Here is a 24,533-nt window from a genome sequence, read left to right as displayed (position 1 = left end):
ATTCTTCAGGGGCATTTTTGTATCTGGCCCGTAAACGAACAAACGGAAAGAACGGGCCATCAAGGATGATTTGCTATGGACTTCACGCTTAACGGCCGGCACGTCTCGATTGACGATGTGCACTCAGATACCCCCCTTCTTTATATATTGCGTAATGACTTCCAGTTAAATGGTCCAAAGTTTGGCTGCGGCATCGGTGAATGTGGTGCCTGCACCATTATTATTGACGGTGTGGCCGCCCGATCCTGTAGCGTGCCTGTCCATACTGTCGCCGGCAGGCAAGTCACGACCCTGGAAGGATTGGCAGAGGATGATGGGCTGCATCCGGTACAACAGGGCTTTATTGATGAACAGGCCGCTCAGTGTGGCTACTGCACCAACGGCATGATCATGACGCTGGTGGCACTCTTCCGGCGCAATCCGCGGGCATCAGAGCTGCAGATTAAAAATGAGCTGGCATTTAATCTGTGCCGCTGCGGCACCCATCTGGAAATTTTGCGCGCGGCGCAGAAGGCACGCGAACTCATCAGCGGAAGTCAGCCATCATGAACCTGTTCACTCTGACACGCCGCCGCCTGGTGCAGATGGGGGGTTTTATAAGTGTAAGCACTCTCCTGCCAAACCTTTCGCTGGCCCAATCCACGGCAATAAGCGCTTCACCCCCGGTCACGATCGGCAGTTTTATCGCACTGGCCGCAGATGGCAAAGTGACCGCCTTTAACGGCCATGTCGACCTCGGCACCGGTGTGCGTACGGCGCTGTCGCAATATGTCGCCGATGCACTGGATGTTCCCTTCAGCGCCATTACGATGATACTGGGTGATACCGCTTCAACGCCGGATCAGGGCCCGACAATTGCCAGCGCCACACTACAGGTGACGGCGGTCCCGCTTCGCCAGGCAGCCAGCCAGTTGCGTCAACAACTTATGCTGTTGGCGGCAAAAGCCATGAATCTCTCCGCAAGCCAGGTGTATACCAATGCGGGCTGGGTCATTGACCGACAGCGTCCGGATCGCCGCCTGAGCTATGGCCAACTGGCTCAGGATAAAGACACGCATTTGCCTCTGGACACCGCTGTCCCGCTGTATAGCGCAAACCGCTATACCGGTAAATCGGTGGCGCGCGTGGATATTCCGGCAAAAGTGAGTGGCAAACTGACCTGGGTTCACGATCTCCGCATACCCGGTATGCTGCATGGCCGCGTAGTGCGCCCGCCTTATGGCGGTGCTGATAGCAGTGCCCCGCTGGGGCACAGTCTGATTTCAGTCGATGAGCATTCTGTTGCCCATCTTCCGGGTATCGTGAAGATTGTGGTGATGAAGGATTTTGTCGGCATTGTCGCCTTACGTGAAGAGCACGCGATTGCTGCGATGTACGCGCTAAAAGTGAACTGGAAGCCCTGGGCCGGACTGCCTGCGCTGGGCCTGGACCAGTTGCATCACACGCTGGCCAATTGTGAGAAAACCCCGCGCGTACTGCGTGACGATGCAGGCACTGACAGCGCGCTGAAGAACCGGCATGTCGCCGTTGATGCCGACTACGTCTGGCCCTATCAACTTCATGCCTCTATCGGTCCTTCCTGTGCCGTAGCCGACGTGCGCAACGGGCAGGCCACGCTGTGGTCAGGCACGCAGAACCCACACGATCTGCGTAAAGACATCGCACTGCTGCTGGAACTGGCCCCTGCCATGGTCGAGGTGAAACGTATGGAGGCCTCCGGGTGTTACGGGCGTAACTGCGCGGATGATGTCACCGCCGATGCGGCATTGCTGTCACAGGCAACGGGCAAACCCGTGCGCGTGCAGCTCATGCGCGAACAGGAAGCCGCATGGGAGCCCAAAGGCGCCGCGCAGTTAATCCGCGTCAGCGGTGGGCTGGACCGCATGATGAATATCTCATGCTATACGCTGCGCACCTGCTATCCCTCCAATAATGCCACCACCCTGCCGCTGATCCTGACGGGAAAAGTGCCCAATCAGCCAGTCGTCCAGTCAATGGGGGATCGCACCGCCATTCCGCAGTACCACTTTCCCCATATGCGGATGATCTGTGAAGATGCCGCCCCGCTGGTACGCGCTTCATGGATGCGCGGCGTTTCGGCTCTGCCGAACGTGTTTGCTCATGAGAGTTGGATCGATGAAATCGCCTGGCATTCTGGCCGCGATCCGATCGATCTGCGCCTGGAACACCTTGAAGATTCACGTGCGATTGTCATGATTAACCATCTGAAGAAAATGGCTAAATGGAAAAATGGCCCGCCTCACCATCGCCCTCAACACGAGGGTTCCGTACTACGGGGTCGTGGTTTCGCCTCGGCGCGCTATGTCCACAGTCAGTTCCCCGGATTTGGTGCCGCCTGGGCTGCCTGGGTCTGTGATTTAAGCGTGAATCGCCAAACCGGAGAGATTACGCTGAACAACATCTTCGTCAGCCACGACTGCGGGCAAATGGTCAACCCGGACGGGGTTCGCCATCAGGTGCACGGCAATATTATTCAGTGCGCCAGCCGGGTGTTAAAAGAGTTTGTCACGTTTGATGCCAGCGGGACGACCTCACTTGAGTGGGGCAGCTACCCGCTACTGCGTTTTGACGAGCTGCCTGACATCCAGATCGCGCTGATGGACTACCCGGACGAACCCGCTATGGGTGCCGGCGAATCCGCGTCCGTGCCGGGGGCCGCAGCCATCGCAAACGCCCTGTTTGATGCCACCGGCATTCGTTTCCGTGCGCCGCCGTTTACCCCGGATCGCGTGCTGCGCGCGTTACAGGGAGGCCACGTATGATTCAGAATAAATGGCTGCGCATGTCAGGCGGGACGGTGCTGGCACTGGTTGTCGCCGTGGCGATATTCAGTCTGCAACCCGAGATTGCCCCGATTTCCCCTCCGGATGCCGCGCAGTTTTCTGCCGAAAGTATCAATAGAGGAAAAACCCTGGCGGCACTGGGTGACTGTAGCGCCTGTCATACCCGCCCGGGGGGCGTGACCAACAGCGGGGGGCTGGCCATGGACACGCCGTTTGGCACGATCTACACCAGTAATATCACCCCGGATTTCACCAGCGGGATTGGCGGCTGGTCTTACCCGGCATTCCTGCGCGCGATGCGTTACGGTATTGACCGCCGTGGGCATTACCTCTACCCGGCGTTTCCCTATACCTCCTTCACGCAAGTCAGCAACGATGATTTGCATGACCTTTATGCCTTTCTGATGACCCGGCCCGCCGTCAGCTATCAGCCGCCGGAAACACGGTTATCCTTTCCGTTCAGTATTCGCCAGGGGATGGCGGCATGGAACTGGCTGTTCCTGCACCCGGGAGAACGCACACCGGACCCGCAGCAGAGCGCCATATGGAATCGGGGGGCTTATCTGGCCGGAGGGCTGGGCCACTGTAGCGCCTGCCATTCACCGCGTAATCTGGCCGCTGCCGAAAAACACGGTAGTGATGCGCTGAGTGGCGGTGTTGCTGAAGGATGGATCGCCCCCGCGCTTAACGACCGATCTCCGGCACCTGTCGCCTGGGATGAAGTGCAGTTGCAGCGCTATCTGCGTACCGGATATTCCCCGGAACACGGCGTAGCAGCAGGCCCGATGGGACCGGTGATCGCGGGCGGGCTCTCGCAGCAATCGGATGAGGATCTGCAGGCATTAGCCCACTGGCTGGTCAGCTTCCAGTCCCCCAGCTTGGCACAGGCCGATGAACTGACTGCACGTGCAGAACAACGTGCACTGCGTCTCGACTCCGCAGGAGCGCGGCAGTATGCCGGTTCCTGTATGGTCTGCCACTCCCGGCAGAAAGGGCCGCAGCTGTTGGGTGTGCGCCCGTCACTGGCGCTGAACAGTAATCTGTATAGCGCTATGCCCGATAATCTTATCCGCATTGTGCTGGACGGTATCAGCCATCCGGCAACCCGCGATCTGGGCACCATGCCCGGCTTCCGCCATCAGCTTAGCGATCACCAGATCGCCACGTTGCTGAACTGGTTGCGCACTGATTTCGCGGGTCAAACGCCCTGGTCCGATCTGGAGAACAAGGTGGCAGCGATTCGTCAGCAGAATCATGGAGCCGAATAAATGAAGGATGTGGGGATATTAGTGATGGCGGCAGGCAACAGCCGGCGCTACCGCGAACAGGATGGGCGGCATAAGCTGCTGGTCAGGCATCAGGTGTGCGGCAATCTGTCGCTGCTGGCCCACACCTTGCAAATAGCCACTGCCGCCTGCGGCAAGCGGGTGAATGTGGTGTTACGTCCGGAAGATCACGCGTTGATCGAGACGACACGGCGTTATCACTGTGGCATCACGTTGCTGGAGAGCCCTTCTCTGGGCGACTCGATCGCCGCAGGCGTGGCGGCACAGCCTTACTGGTCCGGCTGGCTGGTGATGCTGGCTGATATGCCCTGGTTACAGTTAAATACGGTAAAGCGAGTCCGTCAGGCACTGGCCTTTGCCGATATTGTCCGCCCGCAGTGGAAGCTGCAGGTCGGCCACCCTGTCGGCTTCAGTGCCAACGTGCGTGAAACGTTACTCGGCCTGCAAGGCCAGGAGGGGGCACGTTCTATTCTGAACGGTGCCCCGCCGCTGCTGTTACAGGTGGACGACCCGGGTTGCGTGCGCGATGTGGATGTCCCTGGTGACTGGGCGGAATTCTGATGGTGAGCTCTCTGGATATCCAGGTGCTGGAAAACGCCCTGACCTGGGTGAGTAAGCAGCGTTGTATCTGGCTGTGTACCGTCCTGCAAACCTGGGGATCGGCACCCCGTGCGCCCGGCTCGTTGCTGGCGGTTTCTCAAGAGGGTGCTGTCTGTGGTTCGCTTTCCGGCGGCTGCATCGAACAGGATTTTCTGCAGCGGCTGGCTGCAGGTGACCACCGACTGCCCAGCCAGCAGGTACGATACGGTACAGGGGGGCTGTCACCGAATGTCGCGCTGCCCTGCGGCGGCAGCCTTAATGTATTGATTGAATACCTCCCCGCGTCGGCAGAGACCGAACACTACCTGACGCAAATGCTTCAGGCGCTGCGCGGCGAGGTCAGTCTGGAAAAACAGATTGCGCCCGGCCAACCGGGGCGGTTGCTCCCCACTGACATCATAACAGGGCGGCCGCGCGTGACGCAGCAGGCTAATGGCCTGGTCCTGACGCTCAGTGCAGCTACCACGTTACTGATTGCCGGGCTATCTCCGGTGGCGGAATACTGCATGCATTTCGCACGCATGCTGGGGTTTCATATCCAGGTATGCGAGCATCGCGATGCGTGGCTGGCTGAGTTTGACGCCCGCACGATGCTGAATTCCGGGGTGGAAATGATTCGTTGTTTTCCTGCCCGCCATCTGGAGCAGCACGGATGTCCTGCACATACGGCGGTGCTCAGCCTGACACACGATGCGCGCATTGACGACCTGACGCTGGTAGAAGCCTGTCATACGTCCGCATTTTATATCGGTGCACTGGGTTCACAGAGTACCAGTGAACGCAGGCGGGTGCGGCTGGCAGAAATGGGAGAGCTGAGCCGTGAACAGCTGGCACGTATCAGCGCGCCAGTAGGCATGGCGCTGGGCAGCAAAACGCCGCCAGAAATTGCGCTGGCGATTATGGCGGATATTGTTCGGGTAAAGAATGGGGTTTGAATACAGGGCAGAAGGCGGCCTTCTGCCCTGCGGGTCGTACGCCGTTTACTGGGCCTGCAGGAACAGCCTGTCCCACATGCTCATCACCAGGACCTGGTCACGCGGGGAAAGCTCACCTGCCTTGATCGCTTTATCCAGGCTGATTTGCACCTGAGTCTGCAACGCTTCCGGCGTGTGTTCGCCGGCCTGTTCAATTTCGGCCACGGCCAGCGTCAGATGACCACGCAGGTAACCGCCGGCAAACAGCTCATCGTCGCTGGCATGTTCTACCATGTCATCAATCAGGCCCAGAATACGCGCCTCAAATTCATCGATCATATAATCCTCTGTAAGCTAGTCGCTCCCCGTTCAGCACAAATCTTCCGGCCAGGGAAACAGTGCCGCCGTCAGCGGTGGAGTTGAGTAAAACGAGCGAAGTTCAGCGATCAGTCGGGCCGGGCGCGCAGGAATGCCCTTCTCCAGATAGTCCATCACCTGAGCATGAACTTTACGCTGGAACGCAATGCGATCCGGTTCACAATCACCTTCAAGATTGTCACAACTTACATTGAACGGAAAGCCTGCCGCAACACTTAACAACCACTCCAGCGCCTGGGGTTTGATCTCGACGGATTCAAACTGGCCCTGGGTCTCAGCATCACGCCCATCAGGGCAGTACCAGTAGCCAAAATCCACCTGCTTGCGGCGCTCGGCACCGGCAATGCACCAGTGGGAAATTTCATGCATTCCGCTGGCGTAGAAACCGTGGGCAAACACTACCCGGTTCCAGGGTGACGTCTCGTCAGCAGGAAGATAGATCGGTTCGTCATCACCTTTAATCAGGCGGGTCTGAAAATCATTCATAAAGCAGCGATCGAAGATATCGATCAGATCCTGATAGTGGTGTTGCTGGCTCATAGCTATTTGTCGTGTCAGTAAAAAACGCGCAATTTTGACATTTTGTCAGGCAGGTTTCGAGCACTATTGCATATATTGTCTCACGCGAAAAAGGTGGGCAGGTTATCAATGTCTTACCACCACTCGCCAACATGACGCATAAAGTTTCGGCTTAACGCTCCGATAACCGTTGGCACAGGCGCGATCGTTTTATTGCGCCATCTTATTTTATGGAAAAATAAACGTTTTACTTTAACTATGCGCAATCTCAAAACATCTCATTGAACATGCTGATGAGATAACGCTTTCCACCTTTAAATATTCTCTGGCTGCCACGCTTATCCCGCTGAAATCAGTGAAATAATCTTAGCCCGTGACATGGACGTCCTGAAATCCTGTTGACAACCTCATACCCTTTCAGGCGAGTGTGAATGAAGCAAAAATCAAATAAAACAACAATGATGATCAACGGAAATACCCGTGGACTGATCAGGCAGCCCCTGGTCGGTATGCTGGTATTACTGGGAGGACTTTTTCTTTGCGCTATCGTTGCGCTGTTTTACATCGCCGCTCAACAGAATACCCATGAAGACAAGCACCTTCAGTTACTGATGGGTAAAGCAATCGAAAACCGTCAGGATATTATGCATGCGCATACGATGGACAATGCCGACTGGGGCGAAGCCTGGAAAAATCTGCATTTGACGATAAACACCGAATGGGCCTGGGACAATCAAAACCTTGGGGAGTCCCTGTATCAACGTTTTCATTATGAGGGCATTTTCGTTGTCTCTCCGCAGGGAAAAACAGGTTACAGCGTGCTCGAAGGACAGCTGAAGCTACAGAGCGTTGCAACATGGCTGGGCATCGATCCTCTGCCCCAGCTTCAGCAACGGCTGAATGTGTCAGGGGGGAATGCCATCTCGATGCTGGTGGTCTCGCAGGGGCGAGTCACCATCGTCAGCGCCGCTTGGATCACCCCCGATGGGGCGGCCAGTGCAGATACGGAAAACGGCCCGCATTCAATTCTTATCTTCGCCGACAGGCTCACCCCGGAGAAGCTGAGTCATATGGCGCTGGAATACGGTATCCAGGGCGCACAAATATTCAGTACACAAACCGCACTCCAGCCTGAAGACCGTAACATGCTGGCACTGCCCGCCTTGGGCGGAACGATCACATTCACCTGGCAGAGTGATGATCCCGGTAATGCTCTGGTAACGGGTATTCTGCCTGCGCTGGTATTGCTGATGTTTACCACCCTGCTGACCGCCCTGATGCTGATGAAAAATGCCCTGCGTAAAGCACGTCTCAGTGATGAGAGTCATTTCCAGCTGGAACAAAGCAAGAAGGCACTCTACAACAGCGAATGCCGTTTCAGGGATGTCGCTGAAACCACCACGGACTGGATTTGGGAAGCGGATGAGAACTTAACGTTTACCTGGATATCCGAGCGCTTCCCGGTGATTACCGGCTACCACATTTCTGACTGGATTGGCCGTCCGGCAACGGAGTTTTTACTGAACGACAGTAATGCCCTGGCGCAACTGACTTACCTGTGCCAGTCCGGTGGCCGCATCACGCTTCCTCATTGCCACTATCTCTCGGCCCAACAACATCAACGCTACTGCAATATGATCGTTAAACGCGTGTACCTGCCTGGCGGAAAAACCGGGTTTCGTGGCACAGCAACCGATGTCACCCAGGAAGTAAAAGCACAGGAGCGCGTGCGTTATTTATCACACTTCGATGAGTTAACCGGCCTGCCTAATCGTGTGCAGATGAAAGAGTTCCTCGAAGGAAAATTGAATTCAGCGCCCAGCACTGAACAGCAGCTGGCTATTGTGATGGTTGACCTGGATAAGTTTAAACCGGTTAACGATGTCTACGGGCATGCGGCCGGTGACAGCGTGCTGCATGAAGTCTCTGCCAGGCTACGCGCCTGCCTGAAAACATCCGGCATGGTGACCCGCCATGGCGGTGATGAATTTATTATTATTCTGCCGGAGGTTCAGGATCAGCGCGATATTGCCACCCTGTGCCAGCAGATTATTGATGAGATTAACCGGCCCTTCCTGATTGCCAACGGCGAAATTTTTATCGGGGTCAGCCTGGGCATTGCCCTCGCCCCTCAGGACGCCAGTACCGCCAGTGACCTGCTGCGTTATGCCGACATCGCACTCTACAAAGCCAAAAATGAGGGGCGTAACCAGTGGGCATTCTTCCAGCGCGATATGGGGGAAAAAATTGTCCAGCGCCGCGAGATGGAACAGGAACTGCGTGAGGGAATTCGCGCAGGCCAGCTGCGTCTGGTTTACCAGCCGCGTTACGATACCCACTGTTCGTGTATCACGGCGGTTGAAGCGCTGGTCAGATGGCAACACCCACACCACGGACTGCTGATGCCTGACCAGTTTATCCCGCTGGCGGAAGAAACCGGCTTGATTAACGCACTCAGCGACTGGGTATTGTTCACAGCCTGCAGTGATGCGCTGAACGCTATGCCGGGGTTAACGGTGTCGGTGAATATCTCGGCAAGTGAATTCCAGGACAGCAGCCTGTACAACAGAATAAAAGGGGTGTTAGAAAAAACAGGACTGGAGAGCTCATTGCTGGAGATCGAAGTCACCGAAAATGTCACATTGCATGATCCGGCCAAGACACAGAAAACCATGCTACAAATTAAGGAACTGGGCGTGAAGTTCCTTATCGATGATTTCGGCACGGGTTTTGCCTCGTTAAGCTATCTGCGCAACTTCCCGTTTGACGGTATAAAGCTGGATAAATCCTTTATTTTCCCTATGGATGATTCGGTACGCGCCAGGCAAGTCGTCGAAAATATGATTGGCCTCGGCAAGGCCTATTCTCTCTATGTCACCGCCGAAGGCGTTGAAACACAATCGCAGATGGAGCAGTTAACGCTGTTGCAGTGTGACAGCCTGCAGGGGTATTACATCGGCAAACCGATGGCCCTTGAACATCTGATTGCACTACCGACCTGCCGCACCCGCACTTAATGCCTGTGCCTGCTGGCGAAAAGCCAGCGGAGCCAGGCCGTAATGTTCTTTGAAGATGCGTGAAAAGTGAAAAGGCGAAACAAAACCACACTGCTCGGCGATCAGTGCCACGGGCAGGTGGCTGCGCATCAGCAGGCGTTCCGCATGGCGCAGGCGCACATCGCGCAGATAGCGGGCCGGAGTCTGGCGCAGATGACGGCGAAACAGCGCAATCAGATGATTTACCGAACAGTGGGCGCGGGCTGCGATATCCTCCAGCGCCAGCGGATGCTGGTAGCGCATAGCAATAAAGCGGCAGGCTTCACGTACCCCCTTCGGCATGGTTTGCCGCTCCTCTCCCGATGGCTGAATAGCGCGTGAGGCGTAGTAATAGAGCAGTGTTTCTGCCAGCGAGATTAACGCTCGCGGTGCGCCTTCAGGCTGAGAGGTTAAACTGATGCCCAGCTCCATCAGTTGCTCTACCTGATGGTCAAAAGCAATGGTGGCAGGCAAATGTGCCAGCTCGAGATTAAAGTTCGCCGGGAGGGCCGCGAAATCCAGCTGGCACCAGATATGCTCGCTGGGCAGCAGTGAGTCAAACTGGAACAACTCACGCTCTCCCGGCAGCAGCAACGCCAGCGTGCCGGGCAATAACAGCAGTGAACGCTGCGCCGTCTCAATCGTCACGCTGCCACTCAGCAGCGCAATAAACTGAATGCCGCGCTGAATACGCGGCCCGTACACATCCCCAGCCCCGTACCGCGACAGACCGAAATATCCCTCCATGACGGGGACCGTCAGTGTGATTTCAGACATTTTTTTCACCACTTTGGTCATGTACCCCCCGGCCCCTGGCAGGCTATCTTTTCTCCACTCTTCAGCCGTATAGCGGCGAACACAACCCGAAACTGTGCGCAGAGCCTGATTGTGCGACGCAGATCAAACTTTGATTTCAGACAGGAGAAAACTATGGCAAATGCCAACGTGCGTCTTGGCGTCAGTCCGCTGGCCTGGACCAACGATGTGCTGGAAGATCTGGGGGATGATGTCACTGCCCTGCAATGTATGCAGCAGGCTGCCGCCATCGGCTATCAGGGGATTGAACTGGGCCGTAAATTTCCCCGCGAGCTGGCAGCCTTGCAACCGCTGTTGCAGGAAACCGGGCTGTCACTGGCTTCCGGCTGGTTCTCCGGCACCCTGGCCGACATTAGCGTGCAGCAGGAGCTGCACAATGTGGCCGATCATGCCCGCCTGCTGAGTGCGCTGGGCTGTTCCGTCATGGTGTATGGCGAATGCGGGGGGATGCCCGGCGAGACACCGCTGGATATCGGTATTTCCCACTCACCCAAACTCAGCGCCATTGACTTTGATGCTTACGTACGGCGGTTGAGCCAGTTCGCCTCGGCACTGTATCAGGAATATGGCCTGAAGCTGGCTTACCACCACCATCTGATGATGCTGGTGGAGCATCAGGATGAGATCGAGCGCTTTTTCTCTGCCACCCATGAGGATGTCGGGATGCTGCTGGATACCGGGCATGCCGTGGCGGCAGGCGCCGATCTCAACGCGCTGATCCGCCAGTTCGGCAGCCGTATCTGCCATATCCACCTGAAAGATATTCGTCGTGCGCGCCTGGAAAAGGTGTACCAGCAGGATGAAAGTTTTAACCAGGGCGTACGCGGCGGCATGTTCACCGTGCCCGGTGATGGCGGTATCGATTATCAGCCGGTGGTGGATTTCGTCAATCACAGCGGCTATCGCGGCTGGCTGATCGTTGAAGCAGAACAAGACCCGATCCAAGCGCCCCCGGTGCCCACCGTGACGCGCGCCTTCCATCACGTTAATGCTCTTTTTTCGCGCTAAGGAAATACGATGTCTGACACTCTGAATATTGGCCTGATCGGCTCCGGTTTTATGGGGCAGGCGCATGCAGACGCCATCCGCCGCGCTGCCCTGCTCTACCCTGATTTACCGAAAACACCGGTGTTGTACGCCATTGCCGACCAGAACCAGGCGATGGCACAGCAGGCGGCACAGCGCTTCGGTGCGCTGCACGCCTTTGGCGACTGGCGGGAGATGGTGCAGGACCCGAACATCGATGTGATTGATATCACCTCGCCCAACCATCTGCATCATCAGATGGCACTGGCTGCGATCAACGCCGGGAAGCATGTTTACTGCGAGAAACCGCTGGCCGTCACGGAATACGAGGCACGAGAGATGGCGGAAGCCGCACGCCGGGCCGGGGTGAAAACCATGGTGGCGTTTAACAATATCAAAACCCCGGCGGCGCAGCTGGCGAAGCAGCTGATTGAGCGCGGCGAGATCGGCACCCCGGTGCGTTTTCGCGGCACTTTCGACCAGGGTTTCTATAACGACCCGGAGCTGCCCTGGTCCTGGCGTTGCTCGAAAGAACTGGCTGGTTCAGGTTCTCTTGGCGACCTGGGCGCCCATACCCTGTCGGTGGCACAGTATCTGATGGGCGGCGTCAAAGAAGTGTGCGCCAGCGGGCAGACACATCTTAACACCCGTCCGGTGCCCGGCGTCGACAGCGGTTACGCCAGTAAGGTCGAGGCCAATGCGCAACGTCGCGAGGTGGAAAACGATGACCAGATGCAGTGCCTGGTGAGCTTCGACAGCGGCGCTGCCGGGGTGATTGAGTCTTCACGTATTGCCGCCGGGCGCATTTTCGGCGTCTACTGGGAAGTGTCCGGCACCGAAGGCACGCTGTATATGGACGGTGAGCGCTTTAACGAACTCCAGGTATTCCGTTTTAACGATGATAAGCGCGATCGTGGGTTCAAAACCCTGTATGCGGGCAGCCAGATCCCCGCTTATTCAGCCTTCTTCGGCTTCGATTTCGGCGGCGGCGGGCTGGGTTACTTCGATGTCAAAGTGCTGGAAATGTATGACCTGGTGCAGGGAATTTGCCGCGATGACGACTGCTACCCGAACTTTACGTTCGGCTGGGAGAATCAGCGCATCTTACAGGCGATTGAGGATTCGATGGAGCAGCGCCGCTGGATCAATGTGAGAAGAGGTTAGGTGTTGTGCAGCGGGTCAGGCATGCCTGACCCCTACTGATGCTACATACGGAGAAGCGTGGCATTCGTAAGAGCATGCCATGCGCGGGCAGTGACATCCGTAGGGATGTGGCATCCGTAGAGGCGAGGCATCCGTAGGGACGTGATATCCGTAGGGGCGTGGCATGCCGCGCCCGAAAGCACATTATGAGGCGCGGCATTCGTAAGAGCATGCCATGCGCGGGCAGTGGCATCCGTAGAGGCGAGGCATGCCGCGCCCGAAAGCACATTATAACGAATGGAACCACACCATGATTTCCGCGCCGTGGCTGTCATACAGCAATTTCGCACTCATCACCGCCGACACAATCACAATCATCGGGCGGATCAGCTTCTGCCCTTTGGTCAGCACCATTCTGGCACCCAGACGTGCGCCGCACACCTGACCCGCGAGCATCACCAGCCCCACCAGCCACACCACTTTTCCGCCAATCATAAACAGCAGCAGGCCACCGAGGTTGGAGGTGAAGTTCAGCACTTTGGCATGGGCGGTCGATTTCGCCAGGTTGTAACCGCACAGGGTCACGAACGCCAGCGCATAAAACGAACCCGCGCCAGGGCCGAAGAACCCGTCATAAAACCCAACGCATCCTCCAGCCACCAGTGCAAACGGCAGACCATGGAGACGACGCTGACGATCTTCCTCCCCAATCTTCGGCATCAGCAGGAAATAAAGACCAATGGTAATCACCAGCAGCGGCAGCAGCTGGCGCAGAATATCGCCCTGCACGTGCTGTACCAGCAGCGCACCGCTGATCGATCCTAAAAAGGTCAGCGCAATATTCAGCTTTTGCTCGCGTAAATCCACGGCTTTGCGGCGGATAAAATAGAGGCTGGCAGAAAACGACCCGCCTACCGACTGCAGCTTATTGGTCGCCAGCGCCTGGGCTGGCGACAACCCGGCGGCCAGCAGCGCAGGCACCGTCAGTAAGCCGCCGCCGCCCGCAATCGCATCGATAAACCCCGCCAGTAAAGCCACCAGAAACAGCACGCCCAACAGCCACGGAGCAACACTTACCCATTCCATTTATCGTTATGCCTTACAGTAAATGTTTATCCAGCAAAGCCTGGCAGGATGGCGGTAACGGAGGGGGCTCGCGCTTCACCGGCGGTGTACTGCCCGGTTTCGCTGGCGCAAACCAGCTTTGCAGTTCGGCACCACAGCCATCACCCGGCGGTGGGATCGGTTGATCCTGGCACTCAAGGCTTCCCGCCGGACAGCGCAGGCGCACATGCATATGGGCACGATGCTGGAACCACGGACGCACCTTGCGTAACCACTCACGATCGCTACCGGCATCCGCACAAAGCTGCTTTTTAATCGCCGGATTCACGAAAATACGCGTCACCTCGGGATCTTTCGCCGCCAGCTTAATCAGGCTGTCAATTTCTGGCTGCCAGTGGCGTGCCACCACATTTTTTCCATCGGCGGCAACCAGATCAAGCGGCTGAGGTTTCAGCAGCATTTGCTGTGTCCAGCGCTGTTTGGGGAGCTGTAACCAGATATCCACATCCAGCCCGGACTGATGACTGGCGTGGCCGCTGCTGAAACGACCGCCTGCCGCCATGCCCATATCACCGACCAGCACTTCCCCCAGCCCCCGTTGATTTGTCTGGGTGCTGAGACGCTGAATAAAAGCAATCAGGTCCGGGTGACCAAAATAGCGACGCTGATCGGTACGCATCACCTGATAACCGGATGCCTCCAGCGGCAGCGGCTGTGCACCAATAATACAGCCGTTAGAGAAGGCACCAATTGACTGCGGTGCACCGCTAATCGGCTGGTGGATTGTCTGCCACGGCGTGGCGGCCTGTGCGGTCGCCGTCGATATCAACAGCGCACACAGCGCCATCAGCGTCTTTTTCATGGGTTACCAGCGCGGGTAAGTGGTTTCAACGTCAGCATTCTGCGCACGATGACGCAGCAAGTGATCCATCAGCACAATCGCCATCATCGCTTCGGCAATCGGCACCGCACGGATCCCCACGCACGGATCGTGGCGGCCTTTGGTGATCATCTCAACTTCTTCACCGCTGCGGGTCAGTGTTTTGCCGGGTACGGTAATGCTTGAGGTCGGCTTCATCGCCAGATGAGCCATAATGCTCTGACCGCTGCTGATGCCGCCCAGAATGCCGCCAGCATGGTTGCTCTGGAAGCCATTAGCACGGATCTCATCACGGTGTTCGCTACCGCGCTGGCTGACCACGGCAAAGCCGTCGCCAATCTCAATGCCTTTTACCGCATTGATGCTCATCAGCGCATGTGCCAGGTCAGCATCCAGACGGTCAAAGACTGGCTCGCCCAGACCTGCCGGGACGTTTTCCGCCATCACGGTCACTTTGGCACCAATGGAATCGCCCTCTTTCTTCAGAGCACGCATCAGTTCGTCCAGCGCGTCAATTTTATCAGGGTCCGGGCAGAAGAAGGGATTCTGTTCTACCTGGTCCCAGTCTTTCAGCTCGCAGGCCACGTCACCAATCTGCGCCAGATAACCGCGCACGATAATGCCGTGTTTCATCTCAAGGTATTTTTTCGCAATGGCCCCGGCCGCAACGCGCATCGCCGTTTCACGCGCCGATGAGCGGCCACCGCCGCGATAGTCGCGAAAACCGTATTTCTGGTCGTAGGTGTAATCCGCATGACCGGGACGGTAGAGATCTTTGATCGCGCCGTAGTCCTGCGAACGCTGATCGGTGTTTTCAATCAGCAGACCAATACTGGTTCCGGTGGTTTTGCCTTCAAACACGCCGGACAAAATTTTCACCTGGTCCGGCTCACGGCGTTGGGTGGTATAGCGCGAAGTGCCAGGGCGGCGGCGATCGAGATCGTGCTGCAAATCGGCTTCGGTCAGTGGGATGCCCGGAGGCACGCCATCCACAATACAACCGAGGGCGATGCCGTGTGATTCGCCAAACGTCGTGACCCGAAATACTTGTCCAATGGTATTACCCGCCATGCTGGCTCCTCGCTAAAATGGTGAATCAGTCTTTATAGATTTTAAAATGATGTTGTGCATCGATAATCTGTTGTTTCGTCAGCATGAACACGCCGTCGCCACCGTTATCGAATTCCAGCCAGGTGAAAGGCACATCCGGGTACTGGTCAATCATATGCACCATGCTGTTACCCACTTCACAAATCAGCACGCCCTGCTCACTGAGGTAGTCCGGTGCGCAGGCGAGAATACGACGGACCAGTTTCAGACCATCGCTGCCTGCTGCCAGACCGAGTTCCGGCTCATGGCGGTATTCGTTTGGCAGGTCGTCCATATCATCCGCATCAACATACGGCGGGTTGGTGACAATCAGGTCGTACTGCGTCTTAGGCAGTTCGCGGAACAGGTCGGCACGAATTGGCGTAACGTGGTGATCTAAACCGTGTGCGCCAATGTTCTGCTCGGTAACCGCCAGCGCATCGGTGGAGATATCCACGGCATCCACTTCAGCGTCCGGGAAGGCATAGGCACAGGCGATAGCGATACAGCCGCTGCCGGTGCACATATCCAGAATATGCTGGGGTTCATGGCTGATGATGCCGTCAAAGTGGCTGTTAATCAGCTCACCGATCGGCGAACGTGGGACCAGCACGCGCTCATCAACATAAAACTCATGACCGCAGAACCAGGCTTTATTGGTGAGGTAAGCCACCGGAATGCGTTCGTTAATACGGCGGATCACACGCTCAACAATGCGGTGACGCTCGCTCGAGGTCAGACGCGCGGTGCGCATATCTTCAGGAATATCCAGCGGCAGATAAAGCGTCGGGAGCACCAGCTGAACAGCTTCGTCCCAGGGATTGTCGGTGCCGTGGCCATACCAGATATCAGCAGCAGAAAAGCGGCTGACCGACCAGCGCAACATGTCCTGAATAGTGTGCAGTTCATTGACTGCTTCATCGACGAAAATTTTGTCCAAAGTGCCCTCCGCAGGCCGTTCTGTTAAACCCGGGCGCTAGTTTGCCACGAAGCTTGAGATAATTCAGCGCGAGGGGGTGAAAAAGCTGAGATTTGTTTCAGCGATGGGCGAGGAAAAGGTAGACTGACCCCAAATTGTGGATGAAATGACCCTTTAAAGGGGCAGTAAACCCTAACTGACAGCATAGCGATCCCCTGAGATGAGTAAAAAAGAGAATCTGAATGCGGACGATCGGGCGCTGTTTCGCGGGCTGATGACCGGCACACGCAAGCTGACCCAGGACACGATTGTCCATAAGCCACCGCGCAAAAAGATAAGCGAAGTCCCGCAGAAACGCCTGCTCTCCGAGCAGATGGATAACAGCCACTATTTTTCCGATGAGTTCCAGCCGCTGCTGGCGACGGAAGGCGCGGTGCGTTACGTTCGTAGCGACGTAGACCACTATGAGTTGAAAAAGCTGCGACGCGGGGATTACAGCCCGGAGATATTTCTCGACCTGCACGGATTAACCCAGAAGCAGGCCAAGGAGGAGCTGGGTGCACTGATTGCCGCCTGTCGCCGCGAACATATCTTCTGTGCCAGCGTAATGCACGGCCACGGCAAGCATGTTCTCAAACAGCAGACACCGCTGTGGCTGGCCCAGCACCCCATGGTGATGGCCTTTCATCAGGCGCCGAAGTTGTTTGGCGGAGATGCTGCCCTGCTAGTGTTGATTGAGATTGAAGAGTGGATGCCGCCGGAATTGATGCTGCCGTAGCGCGGAGCCTGTATTTCGCTACGGAGGTGTCACGATGGAGATCAGGGGTCGGGCCGACCGGAATAAAGATCGGCCCCTGGGGCAGGCATCACATCGCTTTCGCTAACTTGGCAGGGGATACCTGCCATTCCAGCTTGCCAGCCGCATTCTCCGCATCGAAGTCAACGCAGGCAATCGCCGAGGTGGCAAACATCGGTGGCGCTTCCTGCGGGCATAACTCAGCCACCAGATAGCCCACCAGCGGCAGGTGAGAGATCACCAGCGCCGATTTGACGCCTTCGTTTGCCAGTACCTGCAGGTAGCAGGCCACCAGGCCAGGATCGCCGCCCGGAGTCAGCTCCGGCAGCACATCTTCGCCTTCCGGCAAGGGCAACACTTCACGTACCTGATTCAGTGTTTGCTGCGCACGCAGATAAGGACTGACCAGTACGCGCTCAATATCCACTGACTGGCCGTTAAGCCAGGTCGCCATCTGGCGAGTCTCATCACAGCCGCAATGGGTCAAAGGTCTGACTGAATCACTTGCTGCATCTAATGCTGCATCGCCGTGACGCATAATGAAAACTTGCATATAGCACCGCTGTTGTTAAACAAAAACGCCGGGGGACAACGCCGTCCGACTCTTCATCCAGAGAATGAACGCTGTGTTGTACCCCAATGCCTTGAGTATAGTCAACCGATTGTTTACTTAGTGAGCGACGTGCAGATTAACCCGCCAACATCATTCGCTAACCCCACCAGACTATCCCACTGAATCAGTGCAACTATTCAGCTTAACTTCCGGTTTATAGAAGGTTTCCTCGGCGTCAGCCATTTTTTTCAAACGTTCACAAGGGGCAAAACGCGGCCCGTGACGCTGCATAAGTTGCTCTAAACTGTTTACCACTTCACCGATGCCTAACTGGTCCATATAGTGGAAGGGACCCCCGAGAAACGGCGGGAAGCCGATGCCAAAAACAGCGCCGATATCGCCGTCACGCGCGCAGGAAACCACCTCTTCGTCCAGCGTACGCGCCGCCTCATTCAGCAGCATCATCACACAGCGCTGAGCGATATTCTGTGCGCTGAGATGGTGTTTTGCACTGATATTCAGCAAGCGATAAATCGCGCTGTCCGGCTGCTTTTTCCGCCCTTTCTGCGGATAAAGGTAGAAACCACGTCCGTTCTTCCGTCCCTTGCGATCGTCCTTCAGCACCGCATCCAGCGTGGCCGGTAATGCAAAACGCTCGCCCCATGCCTGTTGCAGGATTGGCATAATATGCGTGCCGACATCAATCCCGACTTCATCCAGTAACTGCACCGGCCCCACCGGGAAACCGAACTGCACCAGCGCGTGGTCAATAGACTCAATCGGCTCCCCTTCCAGCAGACAGTGCATCGCTTCAATCATATAGGGGGCGAGAATGCGGTTAACGTAGAACCCGGCCCGATCGGCCACCACAATCGGTGTTTTACCCTGTTTCTTCGCCAGCGCCACCGCCGTGGCCACGGTGACCGCCGCCGTTCCGGCATGGGGGATCACCTCCACCAACGGCATTTTTTCCGGCGGACTGAAGTAATGCAAACCGATGACATTCTCTGGCCGCTGCGCACCAGAGGCAATATCCGCAATCGGCAGCGATGACGTATTAGAAGCAAACAGCGTGTCTGGCGAACAGTGCGCCTCAACCTCAGCCACCATTTTTTGCTTCAGCGCCAGATCTTCAAAGACGGCTTCAATGACCATATCACGCTGGCGGAAGCCCTGATAGTCAGTGCCACCGCTGATCAATGCCATCTGTTGCTGACGCTCTGCCACACTCAGGCGGCGGCGGTTGACCTGCTGAGTCAGCACCTGCCAGCTGGTTTTCAGCGCCCGGTTAATGCCTTCCGGGTTCACATCTTTAATGCGCACGGGCAGCCCGGCGCGGGTAGCCGTGATGCAGGCGATACCTCCCCCCATCAGGCCACCGCCCAGCACACCAATACGCTTCAACTCACGCGGCGCAGCCTGGGCACCCGGATCTTTTTTCAGGGCGGTAGTGGCGAAAAACAGGCTGCGCAAAGCGGCGGACTGCGGCGTCATCGCCAGTTCACCAAATGCCTGCGCCTCGGCGGCATAACCGCTACCGCTGCCCTGTTCCAGCCCGCAGCGCACCACGCTGAGTATTTTGTCTGTCGCCGGGTAATTCCCGTGCGTTTTCGCCTGCGTCTGGCGTTTTGCCAGCGCGAACAGTATCGCCCTGCACGCCGGGCCGGTTAACAGCCGTTCGCGCAGCGGTAACGGCTTTCTGGCGCTGCGCGCTTTCAGTGCCAGCTTCACCGCTGTCTCCAGTAATATACTCGCTGCCACCGCGTCATCCACCAGCCCGCATTTCAGGGCCGCACGCGCACGCAGGGTTTTGCCTGTCAGGATCATATCCAGCGCGGTCGAAGCGCCAATCAGACGCGGCAGCCGCTGCGTTCCCCCGGAGCCCGGCAACAGCCCCAGCTGGACTTCCGGCAGGCCGAGCCGGGTTTTATCATCCAGCGAACAGACGCGATGATGGCAGGCCAGTGCCAGCTCCAGGCCGCCCCCGAGGCAGGCACCGTGGATGGCGGCCACGACCGGCACCGGCAGCGCAGCGATCTCCGCCATCACGGTCTGCCCGGCGTGTGCCAGCGCGCTGGCCTGCTCTGCCGTGTCGCAGGCCGCGATCATGCTGATATCGGCCCCGGCAATAAAAGAGTCCGGCTTGCCGGAGATCAGCACCAGCCCGGCAAGGTGCGGATTGGACCGTGCCTGTCTGAGGACATCGCGAATTTGCCCGGCAAAGGCCTCCTTCAGCGTGTTCATCTTCTCATCAGGCACATCGATAGTGATCACGCCGACGTTATCCAGGCGCATGCTGAGCGTAAAAGCCGTTTTCTGTTCCATTATTCCGCCTCCAAAACCATTGCGGCACCCAAACCCCCGGCGGCGCAGGCGGTCACCAGCCCCAGCCCGCCACCGCGCCGACGCAGCTCATTTAGCGTCTGCGTGATCATCCGTGCCCCGGTCGCGGCGAACGGATGACCATAAGCGATAGAGCCACCCAGCACGTTGAACTGCTCCTGATTCACCTCGCCCAGCGCATGGGGACGGTTCAGCACCTCGCGGGCAAAACGTTCATCCGCAAACATCTTCAGGTTAGCCAGCGTCTGCGCCGCAAACGCTTCATGCATATCAATCAGAGAAAGGTCGGCCAGCGTGATCCCCGCACGATCCAGCGCCAGCGGTGAAGCATAGGAAGGCCCCAGCAGCATATCCTGGCGCACATCAATGGCGGTAAACGCATAGCTGCGCAGGTAGCCCAGCGGCACCATGCCCAGCTCGCGCGCGCGGGACTCGGTCATCAGAACCACCGCAGCAGCCCCGTCGGTGAGTGGCGTGCTGTTTGCTGCCGTGACCGTACCGTGTTTTCGGTCAAATGCCGGGCGCAGGCGGGCATAGTCTTCAGGACGGGATTCGCTGCGCACATTGTTATCCTGCTGAACGGGCTGCTTCCACGGGGGAGCATAAGCCGTCATCACCTCGTCATTTAACAGCCCCTGTTGCCAGGCACGCGCCGCATGAAGATGGGAGCGGTGCGCCAGTGCATCCTGCTGCTCGCGGGTAATGCCATGATCTTTCGCCATCTGTTCGGCGGTATCGCCCATGCGCAGCCCGGTGGAATATTCGGCCACCGCCGGAGGCACCGGCAGTAAATCGCGCGGACGCAGCTGGCTAAGGAGTGTAAGTTTTTGCGGCAACGTACGCGCTTTGCTGAGGTCGACCAGCACCCGCGCCAGCGTTTTACTGACGCCAATCGGCAGCACTGAGGAAGAGTCCGCGCCACCGGCAATACCGGCCTGAATCGTCCCTGCCAGCAGGCTCTCGGCCACATTCGCCACCGCCTGAAAGCTGGTGGCGCAGGCGCGGCTGACGCTGTAGGCATCGGTATGCACACTCAGGCCGCTGGCCAGCACAATTTCACGGGCAATATTGGGGGCTTCCGGCATCTGCACCACCTGGCCGAACACCAGCTGTTCAATGGCGTCAGCGGGGATCTCGCTGCGCGCCAGCAGTTCACTGATCACCATGCGCCCCAGTTCCAGCGCCGGAATACCGTGAAACGCGGTGGCCTGGCGGACAAATGGCGTACGCAATCCGTGGGTGATTGCGATACGGTCACCCTGACGTGTCAGCAAAGGTATAGCTTTACTCATTATTCTCACCTTTCTGCTCCCTGTTGCGTCGTGTTGCCGGTGCATGGGCGGCAATACGCGAGGTCGGGAGCATATCTTAGATAGACGGCATCATTGCCAAGAGGTCTGACCTGATCAGTGTTAACCAGATTAATGACGGGCGCTACGGCAGAAGGGAAAAAATGCGAGAACACACACGATTCTGGTGGAGGGCGGGCACCCTCCACCGGGAGATTAGCGCAGGCCCAGCTGGAAAATCATCGTTTCCGCCTGGCAGCTAAAAGTAAACTCACAGTCCAGCGTGACACCGGCCGGGGTTTCGCTGAAGCGGCTTTCGATCAGGCAAGGTTCTGACTCAACGGCACGCGCTTTATCCGTCAGCGTACGCAGCATCGCTTCAGCCTGTTCACGACGTGCAAATTCCTGGCTGTAGCTGGCGGTACAGTCCGTGTTATCCATTACTGTCCCAACATCGACACAGCAACACGCAGCGGTTTCACTGGCGTTACAGCGGTTAATAGCTTCAGTCATACATCCTCCGGCATACCACCCGGTATCTGGCGGCAGGTTAATTTAGATAAGTATAAGTCTACGCCTGCGCCTGTTTTCGCTCCAGCCATCCGGGGAAAAGAGCGCGTTAAGTGATGAAAATCACACTATTATTTGATCCGAAACAAGTCACACTAAATCATCAAAAAATTGATTGTAAGTTTTTTGCAAGCCAGATCGCTTTTTCAGCATCATTTTAGAAATATTTGAAAAACAATATTGCAACATAGACACAGGTCGGACCTATACTTGGCCCACTGGTCTGATTTGTTGGTTGTCTGTCAGTCCCTAGAATCCGCGATCCCTTGTTACGTTACGTAACAGAGCTTAAATAAAAATCAGATAATGAGGTTGTGGTTATGAACCATAAAAACCTGTTTGCTAAGTCTGCACTCGCAGCAGCAGTGGCGCTTGTTTCTTCAAATGCTTTATCGGCTGGCTTTCAACTGAACGAATTTTCCACCATTGGTCTTGGCCGCGCTTATTCCGGCGAAGGCGCAATGGGTGATACCGCAGCATCGGCCAGTCGTAACCCGGCCACAATGGCATTAATGGATCGCCCTATGTTTTCCATTGGCGCGGTATTTATCGATCCCGATGTGAATATTCAGGGACAGTCTGGTGCAGGTAATAGTCTGAATGCCGATAATATTGCACCGACGCAGTGGGTACCAAATATTCACTACGTCCAGCCGCTGAACGATCAGTGGTGGATTGGCGCCTCAGCAACCAGTAATTATGGTCTCGCCACCGAGTTTAACGATGGATATGCCGGCGGTCCTTTTGCGGGCACCACCGATCTGTTGACCATGAACCTTAACCTCAGCACCGCCTATCGTCTTAACCAGCACTTCAGCATGGGTGTCGGCGTCAATGCCGTTTATGCGAAAGCGAAAATCGAACGTAATATTGGTGAGCTGGGCGCTTTCCTGCCCGCCGCAGGTTTACCTGCCGCACCGGCTGATACCCAGATTGCTCATCTGAAAGGCGATGAATGGGGCTACGGCTGGAACGCCGGTATTCTTTATGAAGTGGATGATAAGAACCGCTTTGGCCTGAGCTACCGTTCAGAAGTGAAAATCGACTTTGACGGTGACTACAGCAGTGATATTCCGGTGGCCTACAACCCGATCGGCGGTCAATTTGGTCTGCCGTCCGGTACTGGTGGTAATACGGTTTCAGGCTCCCTGTCACTGCACCTGCCTGAAATGTGGGAAGTCTCCGGATACCACAAAGTTGCACCACAGTGGGCCGTTCACTACAGCCTGGCGTATACCAGCTGGAGCCAGTTCCAGGAGCTGAGAGCGACCGGCAGCAATGGTCAGGACCTGTTCGTTAAAGATGAAAGCTTCCACGATGCCTACCGCATCGCGCTGGGTACCAGTTACTTCTACGATGATAACTGGACCTTCCGCACCGGTATTGCCTTCGATGACAGCCCGGTTCCTTCGGATAAACGTTCCATCTCTATTCCTGACCAGGACCGTTTATGGCTGAGCGCGGGTACCTCTTACGCCTTTAATAAAGATGCGTCAGTGGATGTCGGTATTTCTTATATGCACGGACAAAAAGTCACGGTTAAAGAAGGGAATGATCCGGTTGCCACCGCCCAAAATGGTGGCCAGGCGACACCTTATACCTTTACTTCCAGCGGTAAAGCCTGGTTGTACGGTGCGAGCTTTAACTATAAGTTCTGATCACTGCGCTTTATCAACGCGAATAAAAAACCCCACTTCCGTGGGGTTTTTTATTATTTACTGCGAATCAATATCGCCCAAATCACCCTTAATTGCGGCGGCGTTTGGATTTTCCTGCGGAATTAATTTTCCATCGCTGGCGAGGAAATCATGATACTGGAAATAAGCCGCACGCATAAATGCGTAAGGATCGTTAGAATTTCTCAAAATAGCATCGGAGTCGAGCAGCTGTGCACGGGTTTCAATCCCTTCCAGTGCCCATTTACCCGCAGACATCCACCAGGTCAGCCAGAGCAGCGGCGGATAAACATCATCGACCAGCCCGCCAATATCTTCACGCGGCGTAAAACCCCCGTAGCCAGGGACTTCGACATACGTGCCATATCCCACGCCGTAATGCCCCAGCGTACTACCGAAAGCACGGGTCTCTTCTTTCGCCAGTTTCGGGTTAGCCATGGAGGCCACATCAATCAGACCGCCCATACCCAACAGCGTATTCAGGAAGAAACGGTTGAAGTGCACCATCGCCTTATACGGATTACCCTCAATGAAATAGTTCACCATTGAAGAGGGTTCTTCCAGGTTACTGAAAAAGTTGCCCAGCCCGTTACGTGCAGGCTGCGGCAGATAATCACGCCAGACCACCGCAACCGGGCGCAGAACATACGGATCCAGCACATTGTAGTTAAAGTCGAACATAGAACGGTTGAAGCTTTCCAGAGGGTCGGCATGGCCCTGCGGCTCATTCGCCGTCTCAGAAGTGGCACATCCCACCATCAGTACGCTAGCCAGCACTAAGCCCGTCAGGCGATAGTTCATCGTTTTCTCCCTGTACTGTTATAAATTATCG

22 protein-coding genes are annotated in these 24,533 nt (G+C 56.5%); 10 read left to right on the top strand and 12 right to left on the bottom strand.

The features are described from left to right. The first annotated feature begins 75 nt into the window (after positions 1-75). Genes FVB43_RS05750 through FVB43_RS05730 form a run of 5 tightly spaced genes read left to right on the top strand, consistent with a single transcriptional unit; the run spans position 76 to position 5,625 of the window. The gene (locus FVB43_RS05750) at positions 76-549 is read left to right on the top strand and encodes a (2Fe-2S)-binding protein (RefSeq protein ID WP_133841328.1); all 474 of its coding nucleotides are present in this window, start codon (positions 76-78) and stop codon (positions 547-549) included. Then, positions 546-2,783 (top strand): xanthine dehydrogenase family protein molybdopterin-binding subunit, encoded by a 2,238-nt coding sequence (locus FVB43_RS05745; protein WP_167863573.1) that lies wholly within the window; start codon positions 546-548, stop codon positions 2,781-2,783. Before FVB43_RS05750 ends, FVB43_RS05745 begins: the two co-directional genes overlap by 4 nt. Next, positions 2,780-4,072: a c-type cytochrome gene (locus FVB43_RS05740; protein ID WP_133841326.1), complete on the top strand. Its 1,293-nt coding sequence runs from the start codon at positions 2,780-2,782 to the stop codon at positions 4,070-4,072. Before FVB43_RS05745 ends, FVB43_RS05740 begins: the two co-directional genes overlap by 4 nt. After that, a complete protein-coding gene (locus FVB43_RS05735) occupies positions 4,073-4,651 on the top strand; it encodes a nucleotidyltransferase family protein (protein ID WP_159336257.1) in 579 nt (192 codons plus the stop codon). Next, positions 4,651-5,625 (top strand): XdhC family protein, encoded by a 975-nt coding sequence (locus FVB43_RS05730; protein ID WP_205945462.1) that lies wholly within the window; start codon positions 4,651-4,653, stop codon positions 5,623-5,625. The genes FVB43_RS05735 and FVB43_RS05730 overlap by 1 nt, the downstream gene beginning before the upstream one ends. A 45-nt stretch (positions 5,626-5,670) precedes the next feature. On the opposite strand, the gene FVB43_RS05725 is transcribed toward FVB43_RS05730, so the two are convergent. Together FVB43_RS05725 and FVB43_RS05720 are read right to left on the bottom strand one after the other, a co-directional pair. Then, a complete protein-coding gene (locus FVB43_RS05725) occupies positions 5,671-5,943 on the bottom strand; it encodes a YfcL family protein (RefSeq protein ID WP_133841324.1) in 273 nt (90 codons plus the stop codon). A 30-nt stretch (positions 5,944-5,973) separates the two neighbouring features. Beyond that, a complete protein-coding gene (locus FVB43_RS05720; RefSeq protein ID WP_133841323.1) occupies positions 5,974-6,522 on the bottom strand; it encodes an elongation factor P hydroxylase in 549 nt (182 codons plus the stop codon). A 410-nt stretch (positions 6,523-6,932) separates the two neighbouring features. Here FVB43_RS05720 and FVB43_RS05715 point away from each other — a divergent pair, with 410 nt between their 5' ends. After that, positions 6,933-9,518, top strand: coding sequence for a bifunctional diguanylate cyclase/phosphodiesterase (locus FVB43_RS05715; RefSeq protein ID WP_133841322.1), 2,586 nt, complete (start codon positions 6,933-6,935; stop codon positions 9,516-9,518). Here FVB43_RS05715 and FVB43_RS05710 read toward each other — a convergent pair. Beyond that, positions 9,492-10,313, bottom strand: a complete 822-nt coding sequence (locus FVB43_RS05710) for a helix-turn-helix domain-containing protein (protein ID WP_159336256.1) — start codon at positions 10,311-10,313, stop codon at positions 9,492-9,494. The two genes, FVB43_RS05715 and FVB43_RS05710, sit on opposite strands and share 27 nt — an antisense overlap. A gap of 153 nt (positions 10,314-10,466) precedes the next feature. Here FVB43_RS05710 and iolE point away from each other — a divergent pair, with 153 nt between their 5' ends. Together iolE and FVB43_RS05700 are read left to right on the top strand one after the other, a co-directional pair. Beyond that, entirely contained in the window at positions 10,467-11,360 is an 894-nt protein-coding gene (iolE, locus tag FVB43_RS05705) for a myo-inosose-2 dehydratase (protein WP_159336255.1), read from the top strand. A 9-nt stretch (positions 11,361-11,369) separates the two neighbouring features. Continuing rightward, complete coding sequence (locus FVB43_RS05700; protein ID WP_167863572.1) at positions 11,370-12,542, top strand: Gfo/Idh/MocA family protein; 1,173 nt, start codon at positions 11,370-11,372, stop codon at positions 12,540-12,542. A 267-nt stretch (positions 12,543-12,809) separates the two neighbouring features. Here the strand turns inward: FVB43_RS05700 and FVB43_RS05695 are convergent, their stop codons facing one another. The 4 genes from FVB43_RS05695 to prmB are packed head-to-tail and all read right to left on the bottom strand — an operon-like array spanning position 12,810 to position 16,495. Further along, positions 12,810-13,607 carry a sulfite exporter TauE/SafE family protein gene (locus FVB43_RS05695; RefSeq protein ID WP_133841318.1) on the bottom strand — a complete coding sequence of 266 codons (798 nt, stop codon included), beginning with the start codon at positions 13,605-13,607 and terminating at the stop codon, positions 12,810-12,812. 13 nt (positions 13,608-13,620) lie between these two features. After that, positions 13,621-14,448: a penicillin-insensitive murein endopeptidase gene (gene mepA, locus FVB43_RS05690; RefSeq protein ID WP_167863571.1), complete on the bottom strand. Its 828-nt coding sequence runs from the start codon at positions 14,446-14,448 to the stop codon at positions 13,621-13,623. Between the two features lie 3 nt (positions 14,449-14,451). After that, the gene (gene aroC, locus FVB43_RS05685; RefSeq protein ID WP_167863570.1) at positions 14,452-15,537 is read right to left on the bottom strand and encodes a chorismate synthase; all 1,086 of its coding nucleotides are present in this window, start codon (positions 15,535-15,537) and stop codon (positions 14,452-14,454) included. Positions 15,538-15,562: 25 nt separating this feature from the next. Beyond that, positions 15,563-16,495, bottom strand: a complete 933-nt coding sequence (gene prmB, locus FVB43_RS05680) for a 50S ribosomal protein L3 N(5)-glutamine methyltransferase (RefSeq protein WP_133841315.1) — start codon at positions 16,493-16,495, stop codon at positions 15,563-15,565. A 199-nt stretch (positions 16,496-16,694) separates the two neighbouring features. Here prmB and smrB point away from each other — a divergent pair, with 199 nt between their 5' ends. Next, entirely contained in the window at positions 16,695-17,252 is a 558-nt protein-coding gene (gene smrB, locus FVB43_RS05675; RefSeq protein WP_133841314.1) for an endonuclease SmrB, read from the top strand. A gap of 88 nt (positions 17,253-17,340) precedes the next feature. Here smrB and sixA read toward each other — a convergent pair whose 3' ends face one another. The 4 genes from sixA to FVB43_RS05655 form a co-directional block, all read right to left on the bottom strand. Next, positions 17,341-17,823: a phosphohistidine phosphatase SixA gene (sixA, locus tag FVB43_RS05670; protein WP_133841313.1), complete on the bottom strand. Its 483-nt coding sequence runs from the start codon at positions 17,821-17,823 to the stop codon at positions 17,341-17,343. A 171-nt stretch (positions 17,824-17,994) separates the two neighbouring features. Next, the gene (gene fadJ, locus FVB43_RS05665; RefSeq protein ID WP_167863569.1) at positions 17,995-20,148 is read right to left on the bottom strand and encodes a fatty acid oxidation complex subunit alpha FadJ; all 2,154 of its coding nucleotides are present in this window, start codon (positions 20,146-20,148) and stop codon (positions 17,995-17,997) included. After that, a complete protein-coding gene (gene fadI, locus FVB43_RS05660) occupies positions 20,148-21,458 on the bottom strand; it encodes an acetyl-CoA C-acyltransferase FadI (protein WP_133841311.1) in 1,311 nt (436 codons plus the stop codon). Before fadI ends, fadJ begins: the two co-directional genes overlap by 1 nt. A gap of 213 nt (positions 21,459-21,671) precedes the next feature. After that, positions 21,672-21,968, bottom strand: a complete 297-nt coding sequence (locus FVB43_RS05655; protein ID WP_167863568.1) for a YfcZ/YiiS family protein — start codon at positions 21,966-21,968, stop codon at positions 21,672-21,674. Between the two features lie 377 nt (positions 21,969-22,345). Here FVB43_RS05655 and fadL point away from each other — a divergent pair, with 377 nt between their 5' ends. Further along, on the top strand, positions 22,346-23,683 hold the full coding sequence (fadL, locus tag FVB43_RS05650) for a long-chain fatty acid transporter FadL (protein WP_133841309.1): 1,338 nt from the start codon (positions 22,346-22,348) through the stop codon (positions 23,681-23,683). Positions 23,684-23,740: 57 nt separating this feature from the next. On the opposite strand, the gene mlaA is transcribed toward fadL, so the two are convergent. After that, a complete protein-coding gene (mlaA, locus tag FVB43_RS05645; protein ID WP_167863567.1) occupies positions 23,741-24,502 on the bottom strand; it encodes a phospholipid-binding lipoprotein MlaA in 762 nt (253 codons plus the stop codon). Positions 24,503-24,533 lie beyond the last annotated feature (31 nt).

The sequence above is a fragment of the Erwinia rhapontici genome, assembly GCF_012271765.1.
GTDB lineage: Bacteria > Pseudomonadota > Gammaproteobacteria > Enterobacterales > Enterobacteriaceae > Erwinia > Erwinia rhapontici.
This window is presented reverse-complemented; position numbering and strand designations above follow the sequence as displayed.

What these genes read in the sequence shown, in the direction of transcription:
- FVB43_RS05750 (WP_133841328.1), top strand. Translation starts at nt 76, where the DNA reads ATGGACTTCACGCTTAACGGCCGGCACGTCTCGATTGACGATGTGCAC.
- FVB43_RS05745 (WP_167863573.1), top strand. Translation starts at nt 546, where the DNA reads ATGAACCTGTTCACTCTGACACGCCGCCGCCTGGTGCAGATGGGGGGT.
- FVB43_RS05740 (WP_133841326.1), top strand. Translation starts at nt 2,780, where the DNA reads ATGATTCAGAATAAATGGCTGCGCATGTCAGGCGGGACGGTGCTGGCA.
- FVB43_RS05735 (WP_159336257.1), top strand. Translation starts at nt 4,073, where the DNA reads ATGAAGGATGTGGGGATATTAGTGATGGCGGCAGGCAACAGCCGGCGC.
- FVB43_RS05730 (WP_205945462.1), top strand. Translation starts at nt 4,651, where the DNA reads ATGGTGAGCTCTCTGGATATCCAGGTGCTGGAAAACGCCCTGACCTGG.
- FVB43_RS05725 (WP_133841324.1), bottom strand. Translation starts at nt 5,943, where the DNA reads ATGATCGATGAATTTGAGGCGCGTATTCTGGGCCTGATTGATGACATG.
- FVB43_RS05720 (WP_133841323.1), bottom strand. Translation starts at nt 6,522, where the DNA reads ATGAGCCAGCAACACCACTATCAGGATCTGATCGATATCTTCGATCGC.
- FVB43_RS05715 (WP_133841322.1), top strand. Translation starts at nt 6,933, where the DNA reads ATGAAGCAAAAATCAAATAAAACAACAATGATGATCAACGGAAATACC.
- FVB43_RS05710 (WP_159336256.1), bottom strand. Translation starts at nt 10,313, where the DNA reads ATGTCTGAAATCACACTGACGGTCCCCGTCATGGAGGGATATTTCGGT.
- iolE (WP_159336255.1), top strand. Translation starts at nt 10,467, where the DNA reads ATGGCAAATGCCAACGTGCGTCTTGGCGTCAGTCCGCTGGCCTGGACC.
- FVB43_RS05700 (WP_167863572.1), top strand. Translation starts at nt 11,370, where the DNA reads ATGTCTGACACTCTGAATATTGGCCTGATCGGCTCCGGTTTTATGGGG.
- FVB43_RS05695 (WP_133841318.1), bottom strand. Translation starts at nt 13,607, where the DNA reads ATGGAATGGGTAAGTGTTGCTCCGTGGCTGTTGGGCGTGCTGTTTCTG.
- mepA (WP_167863571.1), bottom strand. Translation starts at nt 14,448, where the DNA reads ATGAAAAAGACGCTGATGGCGCTGTGTGCGCTGTTGATATCGACGGCG.
- aroC (WP_167863570.1), bottom strand. Translation starts at nt 15,537, where the DNA reads ATGGCGGGTAATACCATTGGACAAGTATTTCGGGTCACGACGTTTGGC.
- smrB (WP_133841314.1), top strand. Translation starts at nt 16,695, where the DNA reads ATGAGTAAAAAAGAGAATCTGAATGCGGACGATCGGGCGCTGTTTCGC.
- sixA (WP_133841313.1), bottom strand. Translation starts at nt 17,823, where the DNA reads ATGCAAGTTTTCATTATGCGTCACGGCGATGCAGCATTAGATGCAGCA.
- fadJ (WP_167863569.1), bottom strand. Translation starts at nt 20,148, where the DNA reads ATGGAACAGAAAACGGCTTTTACGCTCAGCATGCGCCTGGATAACGTC.
- fadI (WP_133841311.1), bottom strand. Translation starts at nt 21,458, where the DNA reads ATGAGTAAAGCTATACCTTTGCTGACACGTCAGGGTGACCGTATCGCA.
- FVB43_RS05655 (WP_167863568.1), bottom strand. Translation starts at nt 21,968, where the DNA reads ATGACTGAAGCTATTAACCGCTGTAACGCCAGTGAAACCGCTGCGTGT.
- fadL (WP_133841309.1), top strand. Translation starts at nt 22,346, where the DNA reads ATGAACCATAAAAACCTGTTTGCTAAGTCTGCACTCGCAGCAGCAGTG.
- mlaA (WP_167863567.1), bottom strand. Translation starts at nt 24,502, where the DNA reads ATGAACTATCGCCTGACGGGCTTAGTGCTGGCTAGCGTACTGATGGTG.